This is a genomic window from Roseitranquillus sediminis (genome assembly GCF_016918935.1).
GTDB lineage: Bacteria > Pseudomonadota > Alphaproteobacteria > Rhodobacterales > Rhodobacteraceae > Roseitranquillus > Roseitranquillus sediminis.
Window position 1 is genome coordinate 149,646 of the sequence record NZ_JAFFOB010000012.1, and the last position, 21,701, is coordinate 171,346.

Below are 21,701 nucleotides of genomic sequence, written 5' to 3' on the forward strand. Positions count from 1 at the left end.
GCGGTGGCGCCGGTCCGCAACAGGGTCAGTTGAGCCGGCTGGACACCGTGCCGATCGACTCGTCGATCATGCGCCGGGCCTCGGCGTCGCCGGTCTGGCGCGCCAGCACGTCGGCTGCCGCGGCCACCGCCACCTGGATGGCCCGATCCCGGACTTCGCGCACCGCGGCGGTACGTGCCGACTCGATCTGCTCTTCTGCGCCGCGCAGGCGCCGCTCGATCGTGGAGCCCAGCTCCTCCTTCGCACGCTCGGCGGCGACCTGCGCCTCCTCGCGAGCCTGCTTGACGATCCGGTCAGCCTGCTCCTGCACCTCGCCCTGCTTGCGCTCATAAGAGGCGAGCAACGTCTGGGCTTCCTCACGCAGCGCACGCGCCTCGTCGAGGTCGGAGCGGATGCTGTCGGATCGCTTGTCCAGCATGTCCATCAGCCGGCGCGGAACCTTGAAGTAGACGAGAATGCCGACGAAGAGCAGGAACGCCAGTAGGACCACGAAGTCGGTGTTGGCGAGCGAGAAGAACGGTCCCGTCGCCGCTGCCGCCGGACCCGCGACGAGCGCCGCAGCCACGATGATCAGGCGCTTCATACCCGTACTCCCCGCATCCGTTCAGAGACGGCCGACTCGAGGTCGGCATCCTCCGGATTCCCGCCCAGAACTCGAACGATCTCCTCGGCCGCTTCGCGGGCGACCTGCTCGACGCTGGCGGCCGCCTCGTCGCGAATGGCCGCGATCTCCTTCTCGCTTTCCGCTGTGCGGGCGGCGATATCGGCGTCCGCCTTGGCGATCGCCTTGTCGAGGTCGCGCTGGACCTCAGCGCGCCCTTCGGCGGCGATGCGCTGCGACTCGGCGCGGGCATCGGCAAGCGCCTTGTCGTAGGCCTTCTCCGCCTCGTCGGCTTTCTGCCGTAAGTCTTCGGCGGCGGCGATGTCGTTGGTGATCGTCCCCTGCCGCTCGGCCAGCACCGCGCCGATGCGCGGCAGAGCGACGCGGCTCAGCAGATAGTAGATCGCCGCAAGCGTCACCACGAGCCAGAAGATCTGGTTCGGGAATGTCTCGAAGTTAAGCTGCGGCATGCCCGGCGCCTCGGCATGGTCGTCCACCAGGACGACGGCCTCGCCGCCCTCGGTGACGCCGATCGCGGCGCCATCCTCGGTCACGATGAGGGCGTCGAGATCCGGCTGCCCCTCGACCTGCGCCAGAACGATGTCCTTGGCCATGTACGACCCTTTCGCTGGTCCTTGCCCGACGGCGGCGGACGCGTGGTCCGCCGCGTCAGCGGATGCCTCAGACGGCGAACATCAGCAGCAGGGCGACCAGGAACGAGAAGATGCCCAGCGCTTCGGCGAAGGCGATGCCGATGAAGAGCGTCGCCGTCTGCGCCGCGGCGGCCGACGGGTTACGCAGCGCGCCCGACAGGAAGTTGCCGGCGACGTGGCCCACACCGATGGCGGCCGCGCCCGAACCGATGGCGGCCAGACCGGCACCGATGAATTGACCCATGTTTGCGATATCGCCTTCCATGTCCTGTCTCTCCTTGGATGAAAGCTGTGTGTTGAGTGATCCCGACCCGCTCAGTGGTGCGGATGCAGCGCGTCCTTGAGGTAGACGCAGGTCAGGATCGTGAAGACGTAGGCCTGGATGAAGGCGACCAGCACCTCCAGCCCGTAGACGGCCGTGATGGCTAGGATCGACAGCGGCGCAATGACCGCCGAAATCGCAAAGCCGGCGAACACCTTGATGACCGCGTGGCCCGCCATGAGGTTGCCGGCAAGTCGGATCGAGTGGCTGACCGGGCGCACGAAGTACGAGATCAGCTCGATGATCGCCAGAACCGGCCTGAGCGCGAGCGGCGCCGACGAGACCCAGAAGAGCCCGAGAAACGCCGATCCGTTCTTGACGAAGCCGATTACCGTCACGGTGATGAAGACCGCCAGCGCCAGCACCGCCGTCACGGCGATATGGCTCGTGGTGGTGAACGCCATCGGCAGCAATCCGAGGAAGTTTGCGAACACGATGAACATGAAGAGCGTCATGATGTAGGGGAAGTACTTCAGCCCCTCGCGGCCCGTCACGTCTTCCACCATCTTGTAGACGAAGCCGTAGGCGAGTTCCGCCACCGACTGCGTGCGCGTCGGCACGATCGCGCGCCCGCGGGTGCCGAGCACCAGGAGCGCGAAGATGCAGAGCACCGTGATCGCCATCCAGAGCGTCACGTTGGTCAGCGTGTACCAGGCGACCTCGCCCTCGCCAAAGAGCGGCGTGACGATGAACTGATCCATCGGGTGGATGTTGCTGCCCGGCCCTGCCGCCTCGGCCCCGTGATCGACTGCTGTGTCAACCGCCATTTCCGCGCCCTTCGTCCTCGACCGTGACTTCCTTCGCCGTGCGCAGCATGACCTTCACGCCTGCGGCGAAGCCCGCCAGTATGAACAGCACCAGGAACAGAGGCATCGTGCCGAAGAGCACGTCCAGCCCGTACCCGATGCCGAAGCCGATCGCGAGACCGGCCACAAGCTCGATCACCATGCGCCAGGCAAGGTTCGCCCGCGAATAGTGCTCATCGGCACGAGGCTTGGGCTCGAGCTTCTTCCGGGCCGCCGCGATCCGCTCGTCGAGCTTCCGCGGGTCGGTATTCTCCGGATCCTCGGCCAATTCAGCCCCTCCGACGTTGGCGCGGACCCTAGGCAGGGGGCGCGGCAGTGTCAACAAGCGGACGGGCCCCATCAAGTATTTCATTCTTATGGACCTTTTGCGGACACGCGGTGCGATGTCGGCGCAACGCGCCGTGCAGGATGTTCAACCGTCCGGTTGACGATCCCCGGCGCCTGTGCCACCGCCGACCGATGCCGGACCCGCTCGACACCGTCTTCGCAGCCCTCGCCGATCCGACCCGTCGGCGGATCCTGACGATGCTGCTCGAAGACGACATGGCGGTGAGCGACGTGGCCGAGCCATTCGCGATCTCGCTCGCGGCGGTCAGCAAGCACCTCGCCATCCTGGCCCGCGCCGGCCTTATCGTGCAGGAACGGCGCGGGAGGATGACGTGGTGCAAGCTGGAGCCTCACGCGCTGAAGGGCGCGTCGGTCTGGATGCAGGGATTCGGGATGTTCGAACCCGTCAACCTCGACGAGTTTGAACGCTTTCTCGTGGGTGAGCGGCTCGCCTCAGAGGACGAACGAGACGATCGCCACGACGATGACGACCAGCCCGACGATATAGATGATGTTGTTCACGAAACTTCTCCTCCTGAACCTTGCGCGGCTTCCGCCGTTACGCGACGAAGCTGATGATGGCCAGGATGATGACGACCAGACCGACGATGTAGATGATAGCGTTCATCTCGCCCCTCGTTTTGTTGCTGTAGTTCTCGCGACTAACGGGCGCGACCGCTGCAAGTTCCGCCCGCTCCTGCCGTCCGTACCGTCACCAGAACTTCCCCTCCGACTTGAGAAAGCTTAGGAAGGTCTGCACCTTGGGGGTCCGGTGCAGGTCCACGTGCGTCACGAGCCAGAGCGGCGCCGACCACGCCTCGCGCGAGTCAAGCACCGGGTGCAGATTCGGATGGCGCTCGGCCTCCCACGTGGTGACGAAGCCGAGGCCGATGCCAGAGACGACCGCGTCCTGCACGACCGCAAGGTCGCTCGCGCGAAAGACCACCCGCTCCGGCGCCACCACCTCGTCCATCCAGCGCTGGAAGGGGGCGCGGCTGTTGCCGTGGTCGAGGGCGACGAAGTCGTGGACGGTCAGATCCGCCTCGCTCTTTGGCGTGGGCCGCTCCTCGAAGTACTCCGTCGAACCGTAGAGCCGGACTTCCTGTGTCAGGAACGGCTGCACCACGTTGTCGGGCCCCTCGGGCGGCGCGCCGGCGCGGATCGCCACGTGCGCCTCGCCATATTCCAGCCGGAACAGGCGATCGTCCGTAAGATACCGCAGCACGACCTCCGGATGCGCGCGCCGGAACCGCGCCAGCGTCGGCGTGAGGCGCGGCGAGACCGTGGTGAGCGACGTCACCACCAGCTCGCCCGTCACCGCCTCGCCCCGGCCCCGGATCCGGCCGACCAGCTGGCCGAATTGGTCGTCCGTCGCCTGCGCCACCTGCAGAAGGTCGCGGCCGGCCTCGGTCGGGGTGTAGCCGCGCGGGTGCCGCTGGAAGAGCTTGACGCCCAGCCGCCCCTCCAGCGCATCGACGTGCCGGATCACAGTCGCATGGTGCACCCCCAGCGCCTCGGCCGCGCCGCTCACCGTGCCCGCGCGCGCTACGTGATAGGCCGTGCGGATTTCATCCCAGGTACCAATCGCCACGTTGTGTTGTGCATCCATGAACAGGCCCTGGGCAGCAAACGGCATTTTCGTCTGCGCGGCAATGACCACTTCCATCCCATGACGACGGGCACGACCCGCCGCCGCACAAGCGAGGCGCTGACGCCTCGGATGAACGGAGAACGACATGTTGAACAAAGCCATTGTTGCCGCCGCCACCTTCGCAATCGCCGCGCCGGCGGTCGCGCAGACGCAGCTCGAGCGTACCCTCGGCGTCGCGCCGGGCGCCTACACCACGGCCGAGCTGGTCGAGCTGAAGGCGGCCATCGCCGACGAGGACAGGAAGCGCATCGACTTCATCCTGTCGGGCCATGGCACCGACACCCAGGTCAGCACGCAGGGCGGCATCAGCCTCTCCGATCGCGTCGTGATCGCCAACGCACTCGATGACAACGAGTTCTACCGCGCGGACTACGCGGCCACGGCCGGCCGCACCGACGTCAGCGGCGATGCCTCCGTCCGCGCCCAGTTCGCCGCCGGCCTGGGCGTCTCGGCCGACGACTATACGCTCGCCGAACTCGTCGACCTGCGGAACCGGCCGAGGACTGATCCTCGCCTGCGCCCCCGGCAAATCCTGCCGGGGGCGACTTCGCCGCTGCGCCATCGTGCTTGACAGCGGCCGGGAACTCTTCTAGCGCCCCAAGCCATTCCGAAGGCCGCCATTGCCTTCGGTCCCGGATGCGGTCCGGGATCGCCGCCCGTCAGCGAGTGTTCGCCCGCGGGCGACGTTGGCGTTTGAGCGGTCCGCCCCTAGGTTCGGGCCAGTCGCAACCGGGGTGAAGGAGCCGCGCGATGTTCGAGAACCTGTCCGAACGCCTCTCCGGCGTCTTCGACCGGCTGACGAAGCAGGGCGCCCTCTCCGAGGACGACGTCAAGACGGCGCTGCGCGAGGTCCGCGTCGCCCTGCTCGAGGCCGACGTCTCGCTGCCGGTGGCGCGCGACTTCGTCAAGCGCGTGCAGGACAAGGCGACGGGCCAGGCGGTGACGAAATCGGTCACGCCGGGCCAGCAGGTCGTTAAGATCGTCCATGACGAATTGGTCCGCACCCTATCAGGCGAGGGCGAGCCGGGTTCGCTTCGCGTCGACACCCCCCCTGCCCCGATCCTGATGGTTGGCCTGCAGGGCGGCGGCAAGACGACCACCACCGCCAAGCTCGCCCGCCGCCTCAAGGACCGGCAGGGCAAGCGCGTGCTGATGGCCTCGCTCGACACCAACCGCCCCGCGGCGATGGAGCAGCTCGCCATCCTCGGCCAGCAGATCGGTGTCGACACGCTGCCGATCGTGCCGGGCCAGACCGCCGTGCAGATCGCGAAGCGGGCGAAGCAGCAGGCGTCTTTGGGCGGCTACGACGTCTACATGCTCGACACCGCCGGACGGCTGCACATCGACCGCACCCTGATGGACGAGGTCGAGCAGGTCCGGAACGAGACCAACCCGCGCGAGACGCTTCTCGTCGTCGACGGCCTCACCGGCCAGGTAGCCGTCGAGGTCGCGCAGGAGTTCGACGACAAGATCGGGATCACCGGCGCGATCCTGACGCGGATGGATGGCGACGGCCGTGGCGGCGCAGCGCTGTCGATGCGCGCGGTCACCGGCAAGCCGATCCGCTTTGTCGGCACCGGCGAGAAGGTCGACGCGCTCGAGGAGTTCGACCCCAGCCGCATCGCCGGCCGCATCCTCGGCATGGGCGACATCGTGGCCTTGGTCGAGAAGGCGCAGGAGACGCTCGAGGCCGAGCAGGCCGAGCGCATGATGAAGCGCTTCCAGAAAGGTCAGTTCAACATGAACGACCTGAAGGGCCAGCTCGAGCAGATGCTCAAGATGGGCGGCATGGAAGGCGTGATGGGCATGATGCCCGGCATGGGCAAGATGTCGAAGCAGATCGAGGAGGCCGGCTTCGACGACAAGATGCTGCGCCGCCAGATCGCCCTCATCAACTCGATGACCAGGCGCGAGCGCGCGAACCCTCAACTCCTTCAGGCCAGCCGCAAGAAACGTATCGCCGCGGGCGCCGGGCTCGAGGTGCAGGAGCTCAACCGACTGCTGAAGATGCAGCGGCAGATGGCTGACATGATGAAGAAGATGGGCAAGATGGGGAAGAAGGGGCTTATGCGCCAGATGGGCGGCCTCTTCGGCAAGGGCGGGATGCCGTCCGACCCCGCCGCGCTCCAGCAGGCGGCACAGCAGATGGGCGGAATGGGCGGCGCCGCGTTGCCCCCCGGCCTCTCCGGCCTGGGCAAGAAGCGATGATCCATCAGCCGATCGAGCTCGACGAACTGATGGAGACGCCGGTTCTCGAGACCGAGCGGCTGATCCTGCGCGCACCCCGCAGCGCCGACTATCCCACATGGAATGCCTTCATCCGCGACGAGCGCTCCCGCTTCGTCGGCGGACCGCTGAGCGAGGGCCGCGCCTGGCGCGCCTTCGCGACGCTCGTCGGCCACTGGCTGATCCGCGGCTGCGGCGGTTTCGTCCTCGTCGAGCGCGAGACGGGCGAGCCCGTTGGCCATGTCGGTCCCTGGTTCCCCGGCGAGTGGCCCGAGCGCGAGATCGCCTGGTGCGCCTGGACCCCGTCCGCCGAAGGCCGTGGCCTGATTCGCGAGGCGGCCAAGGTGGTGCTGACCCACGTCTTCCGCGACCTCGGCTGGTCCACGGCCGTCAGCTACATCGACGCCGACAACGCCCGCTCGATTGCACTCGCCGAGCGGCTGGGCGCGGTCCGCGACCCCGACGCCGTGGTCCCGCCCGACATCGACGTCCTCGTCTTCCGCCACCCCCGCCCGGAGGCCGCATGAGCGACCAGACGTATGCACCCGATAGGTACGCGGTATGCACGCACGGTGTACGGCCATGACCGACGCCGTCTCCCTGCTCCGCAGCCATCGCGAGTCGATCGACCGGCTCGACGCGATCCTCGTCTACACGCTGGGCGAGCGGTTCAAGCACACACAGGAAGTGGGCCGCCTCAAGGCGGCGCACGACCTGCCGCCATCGGACCCCGCGCGCGAGGCCGAGCAGATCGACCGGCTGGAACGGCTGGCCGTCGAAGCCGACCTCGACCCCGAATTAGCCAAGGAATTCCTGGCCTTCATCATCTCGAAGGTCATCCGCCACCACGAAGCACACCGCGAAAACACCTAGGAGATACCCACCATGGCCATGAAGATCCGCCTCGCCCGCGGGGGCTCGAAGAAGCGCCCCCACTACTCCATCGTCGCCTCCGACAGCCGGATGCCGCGCGACGGCCGCTTCCTCGAAAAGCTCGGCACCTACAACCCGCTCCTGCCCAAGGACAGCGAGGACCGCATCAAGATGGACGTCGAGCGCGTCCAGCACTGGCTCGACCGCGGCGCCCAGCCGACCGACCGGATCGCGCGGTTCCTCGAAGCCGCCGGCGTCCGCACCAAGACCGAGCGCAGCAATCCCAAGAAGGGCGAGCCCGGCGCCAAGGCCAAGGAGCGCGCCGAGGAGCGTGCCGCCAAGGCCGCTGCGCCCGCCGAAGAGGAAACGGCGTCCGAGTGACGCCGTCGGCCGCACCCGTGACACGGGCCGCGAAATGACGGAGCCCGTCTGCGTCGGCGCGATCGGCGGCTCGTTCGGCGTGCGCGGCGAGGTGCGGCTCAAGAGCTTCACCGCCGAGCCGGAGGCGATCGCCAGCTACGCGCCGGTGACCTCCGGCGACGGCCGCGCGTTCGACCTGCGGATCACCCGGCCGATCAAGGGCGGGTTTGCAGCCCGCCTCTCGGGCATCGACAGCAAGGAGGCGGCCGACGCGCTCCGCGGCGTTCGGCTCTACGTCCCGCGCGAGCGGCTGCCGGCACTGCCGGACGACGAGTTCTATCATGCCGACCTCATCGGGCTCGACGTGCTCGACACCGGCGGCGCGCGGCTCGGCCGCGTTCGCGCGGTGCTGAACTACGGCGCCGAGGATCTGATCGAGGTGCAGGCGCCGGGCCGCAGCGCGACGGTTCTGCTGCCCTTCACCCGCGCCACCGTGCCGACGGTGGACCTCGCGGCCAGACGGATTGTGGCCGACCCGCCCGACGGTCTCTTCGACTGACGGCGGAACAGGCGCAGGATCGGGCCGTTGGCCCCGGAACCCAACGAAGCGAGGCGCATATGCTCGAACTCATCCTGATCCTGCTCGTCGTGGCCGCCGTGGCCGCGCTTCTCGGCTTCGGCCGCATCTCCGGCGCGGCACTGACCGGCGCCAAGATCCTGATCGGAATCGTGCTGGTGCTGTTCCTGCTCGTCATCCTCGGCATCATCGCCCTCGCCTGACGCCCTTGCCCGACGCCCCCCGCTCCCACGGCCGCCACAGCATTCGGGCCAGTCTGCGGCCGCGCGAGCTGGTGCCGGAGCCGGCCGGCGTTTGGACGGCGCAGGTCGTGACGCTTTTCCCGGAGGCGTTTCCAGGCGTGCTGGGCGCATCCCTGACGGGAAGGGCTCTGCAGGAGGGCCTCTGGCGTCTGGAAACGATCGACCTGCGCGACTTCGGCCTCGGCCGTCACAGGCAGGTGGACGACACCCCGGCGGGCGGTGGCGCGGGCATGGTGCTGCGCCCGGACGTCATTGACGCGGCGCTCGGGCGCGCGGCGGAGCGGGCGCATGGCGATTGGCCGGTGGTCTACCTCTCTCCGCGCGGACGTCCGCTTGATCAGGACACGGCGCGCCACCTGGCGCGGGCCGATGGCATCACCCTGCTCTGCGGCCGCTTCGAAGGCGTGGACCAGCGCGTGCTGGAGGCGCGCGACGTCATCGAGATCAGCCTCGGTGACTTCGTCCTGACCGGCGGCGAGATCGCGGCTCAGGCCTTGATCGACGCCAGCGTCCGCCTTATACCCCGCGTGCTCGGGAATCAGGTGTCCGTCGAGGAGGAATCCTTTTCGCACGGTCTTCTGGAACACCCGCACTACACGAGGCCCGCAGTCTGGGAAGGCCGCGCGATACCGGAGGTTCTCCTCTCCGGCCATCACGCGAGAATAGCTGACTGGCGCAGGGTCGAGGCCGAAAGGCTGACAAAGGAACGTCGACCTGACCTCTGGCGGGCTTACGTGCGATCGCACGGCAGGGACCCGAGTGGAGACACAGAGCTCTGAGGCGCGCACATCTTCACGGGAAAAACCGTGAGCAGACAGGAGACGCTGCGATGAATCTGATCGCACAGCTGGAAGCCGAGCAGGTCGCTGCGCTCGGCAAGGACATCCCGGACTTCAAGGCCGGCGACACGATCCGCGTCGGTTACAAGGTGACCGAGGGCACCCGTACCCGCGTGCAGAACTACGAAGGCGTCTGCATCAGCCGCAAGAACGGCTCGGGGATCGCGGGCTCGTTCACGGTCCGCAAGATCTCGTTCGGCGAGGGCGTCGAGCGGATGTTCCCGCTGCACGCGACGAACATCGACTCGATCACCGTGGTCCGCCGTGGCCGCGTCCGCCGCGCCAAGCTCTACTACCTGCGTTCGCGCCGCGGCAAGTCGGCCCGGATCGCCGAGGACAATACCTACAAGCCCCTCGAGACGCAGGCGTAAGGAACGGCCATGAAGCAGAACACGCATCCCGACTACCATGTCATCGACGTCAAGCTGACGAACGGCGACGTGGTGCAGATGAAGTCGACCTGGGGTCAGGAAGGCGGCCAGCTGTCGCTCGACATCGACCCCTCGGTGCACCCGGCGTGGACCGGCGGCGGCACCCGCCTGATGGACACCGGCGGCCGCGTCTCGAAGTTCAAGAAGAAGTACGAGGGCCTGGGCTTCTGATCGCCCCGATACCCGAAACACCGACGCCGCCCCGAGGGGCGGCGTTTTCGTATGCGCCTCCGCTCGACCATCCGCTTTTATCCGGCGGATCAGGCGGCTAGACAGACAGCAGGATCTCGTTCGCGCTGAGGACACGTGGCCCACATCATCGTCGTCGGCAACGAAAAGGGCGGCTCGGGCAAGTCCACCACATCGATGCACGTCGCGACGGCGCTGGTGCGGATGGGCCATTCGGTCGGCGCGATGGACCTCGACCTGCGCCAGCGCAGCTTTGGCCGCTACATCGAGAACCGCCAGGCCTTCGCCACGCGCGACGGCTTGGATCTGGCGATGCCGGACTACCGGCCGATCGCCGAGGGCGAGGCGCCGCTCGACGAGCGCTTCTCCGACGCGATCCGTCCGATCGACGGCTGCGAGTTCGTGCTGATCGACTGCCCCGGCTCCCACACGCGGCTCAGCCAGCTGGCGCACTCGCTGGCCGACACGCTGATCACGCCGCTCAACGACAGTTTCGTGGACTTCGACCTGCTTGCGCGGATCGACCCTATGACCAACAAGGTCAAGGGGCCGTCGATCTATTCCGAGATGGTCTGGGCGGCGCGGCAGGCGCGGGCCGAAGCGGGCCTGCAGCCGATCGACTGGATCGTCACCCGCAACCGCCTCGGCACGCAGGCGATGCACAACAAGCGCAAGGTCGGCGACGCGCTCGACACGTTAGCCAAGCGCATCGGCTTTCGCGTGGCGCCCGGCTTCTCCGAACGTGTCATCTTTCGCGAGCTGTTCCCGCGCGGCCTGACGCTCCTCGATCTACGCGACATAGGGGTGAGCTCGCTCAACCTCTCGAACGTGGCAGCGCGGCAGGAGCTGCGCGACCTCATGCGGACACTGGACCTGCCGGGCGTCAGCGTGGACTTCTGACCTACTCCGCCGCCTCTCGCGCAGCGGGGTTCTTGGCCATGTAGACGTCGAGCGCGTCCGCCCCTGCCTGGTCGATCCTGAGCCCGAGCTTCGAGCGGCGCCAGATCACGTCGTCCGCCGTCTGCGCATATTCCCTGCGCATCAGCCAGTCGACCTCGCGCGCCGTCAGAGTTGCCCCGAAATCGCGGCCAAGATCCTCCGCAGATCGAGCGTCGCCCAACATACGCCAGGCATCGGTTCCGTAGGCCCGCACCAGCCGTCGCGCCCAGCGCTCGCTCAGAAAGGCGTAGTCGCGGGCGAGGCGCACCACCAGATCCTCGAAGCCGCTCACCTCGAAGTCGCCGCCTGGCAGCGGCACCCCCGCCGTCCACTCGGGCCGCATGTCGGGGAAGGTCTCCCGCATCTTGGCGAGCACATTCTCCGCCAGCTTGCGATAGGTCGTGATCTTGCCGCCGAAGACGTTGAGCAGGGGCGCCTCCGCCTTGTCGAGCGACAGGACGTAGTCGCGGGTAGCCGCCGTCGCCGACTTCGCTCCGTCATCGTAGAGCGGGCGGACGCCGGAATAGCTCCAGACGATGTCGTCACGCGTGACTGGCGTCTCGAAATATTGACAAGCGAAGTCGCAGAGATACTGCGCCTCCTCTGGCGTGCAGTAGGGCTTCTCGCCCGCGTCCGGATGCTCCACGTCGGTCGTGCCGATGAGGGTGAAGTCCGTCTCGTAGGGGATCGCGAAGATGATCCGCCCGTCCTCGCCCTGAAAGAAGTAGCACTTGTCGTGATCGTAGAGCCGGCGCGTCACGATGTGGCTGCCGCGCACCAGCCGCACGCCCTCGGTCGAGTTAAGGCGGATCGTCCCGGTGATGACGTCCCGCACCCACGGACCGCCGGCGTTGACGAGAAAGCGCGCCGGGATCGTCTCCGTCCCGCCGTCCTGGCGCTCGACCGCGACTTGCCAGTGGTCGCTGCCCCGCTCGGCCCGCACCACCTTGGTCCGCGTCATGATGCGGGCACCGCGCGCCTCGGCGTCCCGCGCGTTCAGAACCACCAGCCGGCTGTCCTCGACCCAGCAGTCGGAGTACTCGAAAGCCTTGCGGAACACCTCCCTGAGGGGCTCGCCGGCCGGATCCTTCGTCAGGTCGAGCGTGCGCGTCCCGGGCAGGATCTTCCGGCCGCCGAGGTTGTCGTACATCCCGAGGCCGAGCCGGATCAGCCAGGAGGGCCGTCGGCCCTTCATCCACGGCATCACCCGGTTGAGCAGCCTGGATGTCGGCGTCTCCCCCTCGAACCGCATGTCGGGATGGAGCGGCAGCACGAACCGCATCGGCCAACTGATGTGCGGCATCGCGCGCAGCAGCGTCTCGCGCTCGATCAGGCTCTTCCGAACGAGGTTGACCTCGAAGTATTCGAGGTAACGCAGCCCACCGTGGAAGAGCTTCGTCGACGCCGAAGAGGTGCCGGAGGCGAGGTCGTTCATCTCGGCCAGCGCCACCGTCAGGCCGCGGCCCGCCGCGTCGCGCGCGATGCCGCAGCCGTTGATGCCGCCGCCGATCACGAAGATGTCCACCGGCGCGCCGGTACTGGCCGATCCGCTCGTTTCCATCATGCGCCGACGAGATGGGACGCGACGCGCGAAGTCAACCCGCCCACCTCAGGCCAGACACCATCAGGAGCGGGCTTGACGACAGGCAAGCAACGCCGCCTCGCGGTGCGTTCACCGAGCCTAAAGACGGCGAACGTACCACCGAATCCAGGCGCGCCTGCGACCCGCGCGAGGTTGGAGAGATGCTATGGTTGGCAAATGGTTCTTTAAAGCGTCGGTGGCCGTCCTCCTGATCGGCGCGGCGGGCTATTCGCTCATGCCCCACGAGACCAGCTACGTCTCGACATCCGCGGTGGTCAATGCACCGGTGTACGTGATCAGGGCGCCGTTCGACGGGCTGATCGAGGGCGCCTCGCCGCCCGTCGCCGGCGGCGTGGCGGTGGGGGAGGAGTTGCTGCGCGTCAGCTCCGGGCACCGACACCAGGGCCGCATCGACGAGCTGTCCGCAAGGGCGTCGGTCGTTGCGGCGGAACTCGAGGCCGTGCGTGCCCAGCGGGCAGCGATCGAGGCGCTAGCCGGGTCGCCGCAGCCGATCGCACAGGTCGCAGCGCCGGCGCGAATTTCGGCGTTGGGTGTCATGGCCGCGGAGGGCGGCGCCGCAGGCGAGTCCACGGCGGAGGAGCGGCGACAGATCGCGCTTCGCCTGATCGACCTCGATGCGAGGCAGGCGGTCCTGTCGGCCGAGGCTGCGGCGCTTCGTCAGCAGATAGACTCGGCGCGACGCGATGCCGCAGGGGCGACAGTCTTCGCTCCCGAGGCGTCGGTGTCGGGCGTCGTCTGGTCCGCCAGCCCCGCGCAGGGCCTGCCGGTCTCGGCCGGCGACGAGATGCTGCGCCTTCTCGATTGCGGGCGGCGCTTCGTCGAGGTCATCCTGCCCGACCGGCACTTCGATGCGATGCGCCCGGAGAGCCTCGTCTCGGTTCAACTCCGCGGCAGCGGTGAGCGCATCGTGGCCCCGGTCCAGGCGGTACGCGGCGCCGGCGCACGGGCTGACGTCCGAGACCTCGCTGCTGCGCCGGCAGAAGGCGACACGAGCGGCCTGCGCGTCCTCGTCCGCCTTCAACCTGCCGACGTCAGCCGTCCCGGCGTCGCCGCGTCGTTCTGCGATGTCGGGCGCACGGCAGAGGTCCGTTTTCCGCGCAAGAGCGGCCGCATCGAGGATCTGGCCGTGATCGCGAGGGACATCCCCCGCCAGGCCGCCACCCTCACCGCCCGGCTTGCCCGGATGATCGACGGCACTGTCGGTCTCTGACCGAGGCGCTACCCGTCCTCTCGTCGCTGACGATCCTGGTGACACGCGTCCACCTGCTGCCGCGATCATGGATCGCGTGGCGCCCGGTGCAGGATCTCGATGTCCTCACGTCGACGCCGTCGTCGCACGCTACCTCTGGTGGCGCCTGACGGTGACCGTGCTGCGTGGGTTGTGCCTGTCTCCCCCGCCCCATAGCGTCGCGGCGTCACATCACGAACGGGAGGAAGAAGAATGACCTGCATGAAGCTCGCAGCAGGAGCGGCAGGAGCCGTACTTCTGTCAGCCGTCTCCGTCCTGGCACAAGCCGCGGGAACGGTGGAATTCGACCGCGCGATGGAGAGCGAGATCCTCGGCTGGGACCTTGACTACAGCATCTACTATCCGCCCGGGTTCGACGAGAACGAGCGGAAGTATCCGGTCATCTACCTGATGCAGGGCGGCGGCAGCCAGACCCACAACGACTGGTTCCTGCGCGGCAGGGCCGCAACAATCTTCGACGAGCTCATCTCGAGCGGAAATATGCCGCCGTTCATCGCGGTCGCTCCGAACGCGCGTCGCACGCCGGAGCCCGAGTTCAACACCTACTACATGAACGACACCGACGGCGGGGTCCGGTGGGAGGACATGTTCGTCGAGGAGTTCGTGCCTCATGTCGAAGCGACGTACCCGGTTCTCGCCAGTGAAGATTTCCGCGCGATCGCCGGGATCTCGATGGGCGGCTACGCGGCTCTGGCCTACTCGCTGAAGTACCCGGACATGTTCGTCGCCGCCGCGGCCCTCAGCCCGGCCATTCGCACCGACGAGCAAATCGTCAACCTGGATCAGCCCGGCTACGACCGCCGCTACGGCAAGGCATGGGGAATGGGCCTCGAGGCAGACGCGCGGCTGACGGACGAGTACTATTCATACAGCGTCTTCGAGATGCTTGAGAACGCATCCGACGAGGTCATCGGCGGCACCGAGTTCTTCGTCGACACCGGCGCCGACGACATCTTCTTTGACGGCTCGGTCCTCCTGCACTCGATGCTGCGCTCCGAAGGAGAGACCGAGCGCACCCTCTCGAGCAATCATCGGTTCATGATCCGCGAGGGCGGTCATACCTGGGACTACTGGCGAAGCGGCTTGCCGGAAGCGATCCGCTTCATCGGTGATGTCATCGAAGACTGAACTCCATGTCTCCGAAACTCAGCGGTCGCCTCCCCAGCGACCGCTGCGTCCATCCCCGCTCGTCAAAGGTAGGTGCAGACCAGCTTGGCTCATCGAGAGCGAGGAGATGCGCAAATATGCACCAGCGGGCGCTTAGGTCGACCGGATCGGCAAACTGGGCAACGCGAAGTCGTTGCAATCTTGGCGACACTCCCTTTGCTCACCCGATGCGACCTGGCGGTGCCCGCCGGCACCGCCGCGCCAGCAACCGAACTATGCATGAGCAGCACCGCTCTTCGCGCGTGCACATCGCTACCCATGTCCCATCACGTCGACCGGTTGCGGCTTGCTTCGTGACCAACGATGACAGACTCGCACCCTGCTTGCCACGACCAAGAGACGCTCTCTGTCAGGGATCGCGTGCTACCTCGCTTCCTCTCGAACAGGTGAGGCAGCCGCATGCTTGCGGCTGTCGATCCCATCAAGCGGGCGCTACAAAAACACGCATTTTTACAGCCGTTTTTTTGCCTTCATTGCTGGGGAATGGTGGAGCCGAGGGGAATCGAACCCCTGACCTCGTCATTGCGAACGACGCGCTCTCCCAACTGAGCTACGGCCCCGACCCGCGCGATGTGGCCCATCGCACGAGTGGTGTCAAGCGGCCTGCCGGACCGTGACGCGCTTCAGCCAGATGCGTCCGACGGCAGCAGCTTGTAGTCCGCAAGTAAGTCGTAGTGGGGTCCGTCGCGACGGAGGACGGAACGGTATAGGCAGAAGGAGCCCACCGCGAACGGCGGGGGCGCGATGAGCGAGCGGGTGGCGACGAAACGCGACACGACGTCCGCGTCCTCTCGCCGCCCCTTCAGACGTGCGAGCGTCACGTGCGGCACGAAGCGCCGCGACGGCAAGTCCACACCCGTGTTGCGCGCCGCCTGCTGCAGCTTGGACTGCAAACGGCGCAGCGGAGCGTTCTCCGCCACCGCCGCATAAACCACGCGCGGCGCCGACCCGCCGAAGTGGCCAAGGCCGACTATCTGCAGGCTGAAACAGCCGGCGCGGATCGCCTCAAAGGCGAGATGGACCTCCTCGAGGTCTGGCTCCCGCAGGTCACCCAGGAAAACCAGCGTCAGGTGCATGTCCTCGGACAGGACAGGCCGCCCGGCGGGGAGATCCTCCTGCACGATATCCAGCACGTCGGTGACGGCCTCGGGCAGCGGAATGGCGGCAAAGGCGCGGATCATGCCGCGGCCCGCGCCCGCGCTGCATGGGCGGCAAGTCGCGAGCGCACCTCGTCGCGGAATGGCCCCTCGCGCGGCGGATCCCGCAATGTCGTGACCCATGGTGACGGTGGCATCCCTTTGCGCCGGGCCCCGGTCCAGACGACATCGCGCAGGACCTTCTCGCCCTCCGCCGGCAGGCGCTCGGGGATGTCGGCGCCCGCGACCGTTGCCCAGACACCTGTCCAGAGGCGAGCGACCGCCCAGGGATTGTACCCGCCGCCGCCGAGGACCATGAAGCGCGGCGCAGCGTGCGAGAGAGCCTGCACGACGTCCCAGTGCGCATTGTTCGACAGCGCGAGGCGCGAGAGCGGGTCTTCCAGCACCGCGTCGGCGCCGCATTGCAGGACCACCGCGTCAGGCCGATGGTCCGCCACCCGCGGCAGGATCAGCTCGTGTAGCGACGCGCGCATCTCAGTGTCGTTGAAGCCTGCCGGCACCGGCAGGTTCCATACCTGGCCCGCCCCACGCTCGCCAAGGCTGCCGGTGAAGGGCCAGCGCCGCTCCTCGTGCACCGACACGATCAGCACCTCCGGATCGTCGTGAAAGGCAAGTTCGACACCATCCGGGTGGTGCGCGTCGATGTCGACGTAGGCCACACGTCCCGCCCCAGCAGCCCTGAGGGACAGTATCCCCAGCACGGGATCGTTCAGGAAGCAGAAGCCATTCGCCCGATTCGGCAGTCCGTGGTGCGTCCCGCCGGCCGGATTGTAGACCGTGCCGCCATTCCTGAGGAGTTGCCCTGCGAGGATCGAGCCTCCGGCGGCGGTGGCGGGGCGGCGGAAGACCTCGGGAAAAACCGGGTTGGCAGTGGTGCCCAGACCGTGCCGCTCCCGCACGGCGGCGCTTACCTCGCCGTCATTTTCCGCCTGCTCGAGTGCCGCGACATATCTGGGCGTATGGAACCGCGTCAGCGCCGCCGGACGCGCCCGGGGACTCGGTACGTAGGCTGCGCGCGGCAGCCATCCGAGCGTTCGCGCCAGGTCCATCACCGTCGAGACGCGCGGGATGCGAAGCGGGTGCCAGGCGCCGTAGCTCGATCCCCTGTAGATCTCGGAACCGATGAAGAGCGCCCGCGCAGCTGGCGGCCGGTCGGTTCGTGCGCCTGCGGCGGCAGCGGCGGCGTCCGCGCGCGCGTCAAGGGTCATGAAAGCCTTTCTTCACCTTTCTCGATGATCTTGTTATTGTTCCTTAAACAGAACGTTCTAGCGCGCCGGCCTGTCGCGGTCGACCAAGCTTCTGGACGAAACGAGCGGGACCAAGAGTCGTGAAGTACGAGGATCGCTCAGCAAACGCTGCCCTCGAGGGCCGGAAAAACGTGCGGACCCAGGTCGCAGCGCTCTGCTGGCGCATGCGCAAGGACGAACTGCAGGTCCTGCTCATCAGCAGCCGCCGACGCAAGCGCTGGATCGTCCCGAAGGGCTGGCCGATCGAGGGCTGCACGCCCGCGCAATCTGCCGCGATCGAGGCGCTCGAGGAAGCCGGCGTGGAGGGGCGCTGCAGTGACGTCTGCCTCGGGATCTTCTCCTACATCAAGCAGCTCGACGAGCAGGACCTGCCTTGCGTCGTGCCGGTATTTCCTCTGGAGGTGAAGCGGATCCACGACGACTGGCCCGAGAAGAACGAGCGCCAGCGGCGCTGGGTCAGCATCCGCAAGGCCCTCGACCTGATCGACGACGCGGAGATGCGCCCGATCCTGCGGAACTTTCGCCCGAACAAGCTGGCGGGTTAGCCGCCCTCTTTGCTTCCCTCCGTGTCGACTTTACATGTCGTCGACCCGATGCCCCGGAAAGGCCGATGATCCGCTACGCCCTCAAGTGTGACCGCCAGCATGAGTTCGAGAGCTGGTTCGCTTCCGCTGACGCGTTCGATACGCTCGCGGGCCGCGGACAGGTCGTCTGCCCGGACTGCGGTAGCGCACGTACCGAAAAGGCGCTGATGGCACCGCGAGTGGGTCAGTCGGCGGCAAGGCCCGTGCGGCCGTCGCTGGAGAAGCTCAAGGCCGAGGTCGAGCGCAACGCGGACTGGGTCGGCCGGGACTTCGCTGTCGAGGCGCGCCGCATCCACGACGGCAGCGCACCGGAGCGGGCGATCTACGGTGAGGCGCGCCTCGATGAGGCCCGGCGGCTGGTCGAGGACGGAATTCCGGTCGCCCCCCTACCCTTCGTGCCACAGCGCAAGACGAACTAGAACGAGCCGTAGGCGCGGCCGGAATAGCCCGACCCCGCCGTCTCGTGCGTGTTGTTCCCGCCCAACTGCCACTCGACCGGCCCCATACCGTCTTCACGCCTGCGGATGCACTTCCACTCGAAGGCGGTAAATGGCGGCAGCCCGCCGACGACGCCTGTCCAGACAGGTGCCTGCGGCCCCGGTCCGATGCCTCCGGCGGGCGGCGAGACGATGTAATCGTGGTAGATGCTCGGCGCGAGCTTGACCGCCGCCAACGGGTCCCAGTCGCCCAGCGCCGGCAGGCTGCCAGAGACGTAGACGCTCTCGCCCGGCACCGTGAAGCCGCGGTCACAGACGAAATTGAGTGACGTTGCAGGCGAGATCGGCGCGACGTCGACCGCCACGCTCCGGCTCTGCCGGACGTCCGCCGCGGCCAGACGCGCCAGCACGAGGTTCCGCTCCGCATTCGCCCAGCCTTCGGCTCCCGCGGCGATCTCCGCCTCCGGCACCTCCGGCAGCGCCTCTCCGTCCAGGCGCACCGCCTCGGCGCGCATCCCGTCCACGACCAGTTCGATGAGCACGCTCCGGTGCGTCGCGGCGCCGTCGTAGGATCCAGCACCGCCCACGTCTTCGGCGGCACCAATTTCGACAAGCGCCGTCGCGGGTGCCGTACGCTGGGTGAGTTCGGTCGTGCGGTAGTGGTAAAGCGGCCGGCCGTCGGCGTCATACCTCAACGACCGTCCATCATCCTCATAGAGCGTAAAGGCCGACGGCTCCGCGCCGGCATAGACGCGCAGGACCAGCTCGTCGGACGCTCCGAAAGCATCCTGCGGCGCTTCTCCGACGTGCATCATCGGCAATATCGCCCCGGCGCGAGCGAACACCGGCAGGAGGAACAGCCCGTCGCGGTAAGCCGGCACGTCGGGAACCATGCCGCCGTCGTGCCACTCGTTGCTGTGGAAGTTCACCCAACGACCTTCGGGCAGATAGACATCGCGCTCGTACTCCCCGTGCCGCGCGATCACCGCGACGAGAAGGTCGTCGCCGATCATCTTCTCGTGGCCCATCCGCCGCACCGCCGGGTCGTCGGGGAAGTGGAACACCACCGGCGGAACCACCGGCTCGCCGTGCAGGTGCGCCCTGTAGGCGAGCGAATAGTAGTAGGGGATCAGCTCGTAGCGCTGGCGGATGTTCGCGAGGTTGCTTGCGACGTCGCCCACCAGGTGCGGCGCGGTGGCATAGGGCGGGTCGGCCACGACGAACTCGTTGTCGGTATGGGGCCGCACCGGCACATCGAACCACGCTCCGTTGGCGAACCACTGGGTGTAGAGTTCGTCCTGGTATCCGCGATAGCTGCCCCGCCTGTCGTTGCCCGGCATCGTCTCGCGGCGAAAGCCGCCGATGTCCGACCCGTAGTAGTCGATCCCGGACATCGACATGTGCATCTGCGCGTTGAGGTGCGTCGCGAGCGATTCGAGGTTCGAGGCGATGTCGCCTGACCACATGGCGGTGCCGTAGCGCTGGGTGCCAGCCGCGCCGGACCGCGTCACGATGAAGGGCCGCCGGCTCGGGCCGTTTCCGTCCCGCGCCTCGGCTGCGTAGCCGTTCCAGATCGCCCTGTTCCAAAGAAGGTTGTAGAGGTTGTGGACGTCGGGATGCTCGACCTTGCCCGGCTCCACGCCCTCGTAGCATGCCGCGGGATCGTAGGTCTCGGGCTCGCCGAGGTCGGTCCAGTGCGAGGTGATGCCGAGCCGGCCAAGGTTCGGCGATCGCCGCGCGCTGTGGATCCACGCACCGGCGGCGGGGTCGGACCAGTCGATCATCCGGCCGACGCCCCAGAAGCCTGCGACGCCGACGACAGGAAGCTGGTGCGCCGGATCGCAGCGTCCGTCGCGCCGCTGGTAGGCGGTCAACTCCGGCGGCATCTGCGTGAAGGTGGGCGTGGTGTCGGCGATGTAGGATTCCTCGATGGCCACTAGGCCGATGCCGTCGGCGGCATAGGCGGCCACTCGCTCGGCGGGATCGGGAAAGAAGTACGGATTGCGCGCCAGCCGCGGCTCCTGGTCCTCGTCCCAGTCGAGCCGCCCCATCTCGCTCGCCGACGGGTTGCTCGGCACCACGCCGCCGAACCAGTTGAGGTCCAGCACGAACCCGTCGAGCGGGAAACCCGCAGCCCGCAGCCCGTCGCGCAGAACGTCGATCTCGTCCCAGCCGTCGTAGCCGAACTCGCTGACCCAGAGGCCGAAGGCCTTGCGCGGCGGCACCGGCGGGCGCCCGGTCAACTCCATGTAGTCGGCCCGCAGGTCCGGCAGGTCCGGCCCTGTCATCACATAAAAGCGCAGCGCGTCGCCAAACATGCGCGCCTGCCACCAGAAGGCGGTGAAGTCCCACGTCTGGCGGTAGACGTTGTCCAGCAACAACGCATAATTGACGCCATCCCCCAGCGCATGCAGCACGGGGATCTGCACGTTTCCGACCGCCGCGTCCTGAAAACCGGCGAACCCGTTGCCGAGCAGTCCCTCCCCCCGTCGCACCCCGAGCGCGGTCCAGTCGCCATCTGCCGAGCCCGGGTTCCGGAACTGCTGGCCGAGGCCATAGACCGCGTCGATGCGGCCGGGGTCGATGTCCAAGCCCTTCTCCGCCCGGCCGAGGTCTACCGGGCAGATGGTGGTCAGATAGCCCTGATCGGCGTGATCGAGCCGGATGCAGAGATTCGCCGCGTCCACCCGCGCCGACAGTTCCGAGGTGGCGACCAGATCGTCGCTCGCCGCGACAAGATCTGCGCCGGGAAAGTCCCTGCGCTGGATCATCGGCGAGGCGTAGAACTCTTCCGCCGGCGGCCCCGCCTGAACCTCGAAGCGCATGAGGTCGTCATCGAGCACTTCGACGACGACCGAGCCCGCCTGCGCGCGGACCTCCATCCGCTCGACCTGTGCGGGGACAGGCATACCGGCGCAGACGAGGCCGGCGGTGATGAGCGGCAACGTGATCCTGAACATCCGGCCGTTGCTCCCGTGGCGGGCGACTTCAACGAACTCTACTCCCTTTTCTCTGCCGTGGCTCCTTTTTCGCGACGGCAGCGGCGCGGTGTAAGCCACCGGGTTGCAGCAGAACGCGGCTGCAACTACTGCGACGCCAACTGCCGGCAGAGACCGGGATCCAGAAGCGAGAGATAGTCATGTCCATGCAAGCCCACGCGCCGATCCCGGAGCTCTACGTGTCGTCGGAGAGCGCGCGGAAGCTGAAGGCGGAGGCGGCGG

Annotated in this window: 26 protein-coding genes and 1 tRNA gene; 16 read left to right on the forward strand and 11 right to left on the reverse strand. The window is 67.6% G+C overall.

All coding sequences use genetic code 11. From position 1 onward, the window contains the following. Positions 1–25: 25 nt before the first annotated feature. From JM664_RS06665 to JM664_RS06685, 5 genes are all read right to left on the reverse strand, one after another. A complete protein-coding gene (locus JM664_RS06665; RefSeq protein ID WP_227419140.1) occupies positions 26–583 on the reverse strand; it encodes a F0F1 ATP synthase subunit B in 558 nt (185 codons plus the stop codon). Beyond that, a complete protein-coding gene (locus JM664_RS06670) occupies positions 580–1,215 on the reverse strand; it encodes a F0F1 ATP synthase subunit B' (RefSeq protein ID WP_227419141.1) in 636 nt (211 codons plus the stop codon). Before JM664_RS06670 ends, JM664_RS06665 begins: the two co-directional genes overlap by 4 nt. 67 nt (positions 1,216–1,282) lie before the next feature. Beyond that, positions 1,283–1,519: a F0F1 ATP synthase subunit C gene (locus JM664_RS06675; RefSeq protein ID WP_099827047.1), complete on the reverse strand. Its 237-nt coding sequence runs from the start codon at positions 1,517–1,519 to the stop codon at positions 1,283–1,285. Between the two features lie 50 nt (positions 1,520–1,569). After that, on the reverse strand, positions 1,570–2,343 hold the full coding sequence (locus tag JM664_RS06680) for a F0F1 ATP synthase subunit A (RefSeq protein WP_227419142.1): 774 nt from the start codon (positions 2,341–2,343) through the stop codon (positions 1,570–1,572). Further along, the gene (locus JM664_RS06685) at positions 2,333–2,650 is read right to left on the reverse strand and encodes an AtpZ/AtpI family protein (protein ID WP_227419143.1); all 318 of its coding nucleotides are present in this window, start codon (positions 2,648–2,650) and stop codon (positions 2,333–2,335) included. The genes JM664_RS06680 and JM664_RS06685 overlap by 11 nt, the downstream gene beginning before the upstream one ends. Before the next feature lie 191 nt (positions 2,651–2,841). On the opposite strand from JM664_RS06685, the gene JM664_RS06690 reads away from it, so the two are divergent. Further along, positions 2,842–3,285, forward strand: a complete 444-nt coding sequence (locus JM664_RS06690; RefSeq protein WP_227419144.1) for an ArsR/SmtB family transcription factor — start codon at positions 2,842–2,844, stop codon at positions 3,283–3,285. 136 nt (positions 3,286–3,421) lie between these two features. Here JM664_RS06690 and JM664_RS06695 read toward each other — a convergent pair whose 3' ends face one another. After that, a complete protein-coding gene (locus JM664_RS06695) occupies positions 3,422–4,294 on the reverse strand; it encodes a LysR family transcriptional regulator (protein ID WP_227419168.1) in 873 nt (290 codons plus the stop codon). A 151-nt stretch (positions 4,295–4,445) separates the two neighbouring features. On the opposite strand from JM664_RS06695, the gene JM664_RS06700 reads away from it, so the two are divergent. The 11 genes from JM664_RS06700 (at position 4,446) to JM664_RS06750 (ending at position 10,997) form a co-directional block, all read left to right on the forward strand. Further along, complete coding sequence (locus JM664_RS06700) at positions 4,446–4,931, forward strand: hypothetical protein (protein ID WP_227419145.1); 486 nt, start codon at positions 4,446–4,448, stop codon at positions 4,929–4,931. A gap of 179 nt (positions 4,932–5,110) precedes the next feature. Further along, entirely contained in the window at positions 5,111–6,568 is a 1,458-nt protein-coding gene (gene ffh / locus JM664_RS06705) for a signal recognition particle protein (protein ID WP_227419146.1), read from the forward strand. Further along, positions 6,565–7,113, forward strand: a complete 549-nt coding sequence (locus JM664_RS06710) for a GNAT family N-acetyltransferase (RefSeq protein ID WP_227419147.1) — start codon at positions 6,565–6,567, stop codon at positions 7,111–7,113. Before ffh ends, JM664_RS06710 begins: the two co-directional genes overlap by 4 nt. Before the next feature lie 55 nt (positions 7,114–7,168). Beyond that, positions 7,169–7,459: a chorismate mutase gene (locus JM664_RS06715; protein WP_227419148.1), complete on the forward strand. Its 291-nt coding sequence runs from the start codon at positions 7,169–7,171 to the stop codon at positions 7,457–7,459. A gap of 12 nt (positions 7,460–7,471) precedes the next feature. Beyond that, positions 7,472–7,840 (forward strand): 30S ribosomal protein S16, encoded by a 369-nt coding sequence (rpsP, locus tag JM664_RS06720; protein WP_227419149.1) that lies wholly within the window; start codon positions 7,472–7,474, stop codon positions 7,838–7,840. A 34-nt stretch (positions 7,841–7,874) separates the two neighbouring features. Then, a complete protein-coding gene (gene rimM, locus JM664_RS06725) occupies positions 7,875–8,378 on the forward strand; it encodes a ribosome maturation factor RimM (RefSeq protein ID WP_227419150.1) in 504 nt (167 codons plus the stop codon). A 59-nt stretch (positions 8,379–8,437) separates the two neighbouring features. Next, positions 8,438–8,599 carry a DUF1328 family protein gene (locus tag JM664_RS06730; protein ID WP_227419151.1) on the forward strand — a complete coding sequence of 54 codons (162 nt, stop codon included), beginning with the start codon at positions 8,438–8,440 and terminating at the stop codon, positions 8,597–8,599. After that, the gene (trmD, locus tag JM664_RS06735) at positions 8,596–9,417 is read left to right on the forward strand and encodes a tRNA (guanosine(37)-N1)-methyltransferase TrmD (RefSeq protein WP_227419169.1); all 822 of its coding nucleotides are present in this window, start codon (positions 8,596–8,598) and stop codon (positions 9,415–9,417) included. Before JM664_RS06730 ends, trmD begins: the two co-directional genes overlap by 4 nt. 50 nt (positions 9,418–9,467) lie before the next feature. Then, entirely contained in the window at positions 9,468–9,848 is a 381-nt protein-coding gene (gene rplS, locus JM664_RS06740) for a 50S ribosomal protein L19 (protein ID WP_227419152.1), read from the forward strand. 9 nt (positions 9,849–9,857) lie between these two features. Further along, complete coding sequence (gene rpmE, locus JM664_RS06745; RefSeq protein WP_227419153.1) at positions 9,858–10,079, forward strand: 50S ribosomal protein L31; 222 nt, start codon at positions 9,858–9,860, stop codon at positions 10,077–10,079. 135 nt (positions 10,080–10,214) lie between these two features. After that, positions 10,215–10,997 (forward strand): division plane positioning ATPase MipZ, encoded by a 783-nt coding sequence (locus JM664_RS06750; RefSeq protein WP_227419154.1) that lies wholly within the window; start codon positions 10,215–10,217, stop codon positions 10,995–10,997. Position 10,998: 1 nt separating this feature from the next. Here JM664_RS06750 and glpD read toward each other — a convergent pair whose 3' ends face one another. Continuing rightward, a complete protein-coding gene (gene glpD / locus JM664_RS06755; RefSeq protein ID WP_227419155.1) occupies positions 10,999–12,597 on the reverse strand; it encodes a glycerol-3-phosphate dehydrogenase in 1,599 nt (532 codons plus the stop codon). A gap of 187 nt (positions 12,598–12,784) precedes the next feature. Between glpD and JM664_RS06760 the strand changes: the two genes are divergently transcribed. Together JM664_RS06760 and JM664_RS06765 are read left to right on the forward strand one after the other, a co-directional pair. After that, the gene (locus JM664_RS06760; protein ID WP_227419156.1) at positions 12,785–13,849 is read left to right on the forward strand and encodes an HlyD family efflux transporter periplasmic adaptor subunit; all 1,065 of its coding nucleotides are present in this window, start codon (positions 12,785–12,787) and stop codon (positions 13,847–13,849) included. A gap of 231 nt (positions 13,850–14,080) precedes the next feature. Further along, positions 14,081–15,016, forward strand: a complete 936-nt coding sequence (locus JM664_RS06765; protein ID WP_227419157.1) for an alpha/beta hydrolase — start codon at positions 14,081–14,083, stop codon at positions 15,014–15,016. Positions 15,017–15,539: 523 nt separating this feature from the next. On the opposite strand, the gene JM664_RS06770 is transcribed toward JM664_RS06765, so the two are convergent. The 3 genes from JM664_RS06770 to JM664_RS06780 form a co-directional block, all read right to left on the reverse strand. After that, positions 15,540–15,615 (reverse strand) — tRNA-Ala (locus tag JM664_RS06770). A 63-nt stretch (positions 15,616–15,678) separates the two neighbouring features. Then, on the reverse strand, positions 15,679–16,236 hold the full coding sequence (gene thpR, locus JM664_RS06775; RefSeq protein WP_227419158.1) for an RNA 2',3'-cyclic phosphodiesterase: 558 nt from the start codon (positions 16,234–16,236) through the stop codon (positions 15,679–15,681). Beyond that, on the reverse strand, positions 16,233–17,420 hold the full coding sequence (locus tag JM664_RS06780; protein WP_227419159.1) for an acetoin utilization protein AcuC: 1,188 nt from the start codon (positions 17,418–17,420) through the stop codon (positions 16,233–16,235). The genes thpR and JM664_RS06780 overlap by 4 nt, the downstream gene beginning before the upstream one ends. 170 nt (positions 17,421–17,590) lie before the next feature. On the opposite strand from JM664_RS06780, the gene JM664_RS06785 reads away from it, so the two are divergent. Beyond that, positions 17,591–18,004 carry an NUDIX hydrolase gene (locus JM664_RS06785; RefSeq protein WP_227419160.1) on the forward strand — a complete coding sequence of 138 codons (414 nt, stop codon included), beginning with the start codon at positions 17,591–17,593 and terminating at the stop codon, positions 18,002–18,004. Between the two features lie 65 nt (positions 18,005–18,069). Next, entirely contained in the window at positions 18,070–18,462 is a 393-nt protein-coding gene (locus tag JM664_RS06790) for a DUF1178 family protein (RefSeq protein WP_227419161.1), read from the forward strand. On the opposite strand, the gene JM664_RS06795 is transcribed toward JM664_RS06790, so the two are convergent. Then, complete coding sequence (locus tag JM664_RS06795) at positions 18,459–21,440, reverse strand: TIM-barrel domain-containing protein (RefSeq protein WP_227419162.1); 2,982 nt, start codon at positions 21,438–21,440, stop codon at positions 18,459–18,461. The two genes, JM664_RS06790 and JM664_RS06795, sit on opposite strands and share 4 nt — an antisense overlap. Positions 21,441–21,701: the final 261 nt, after the last annotated feature.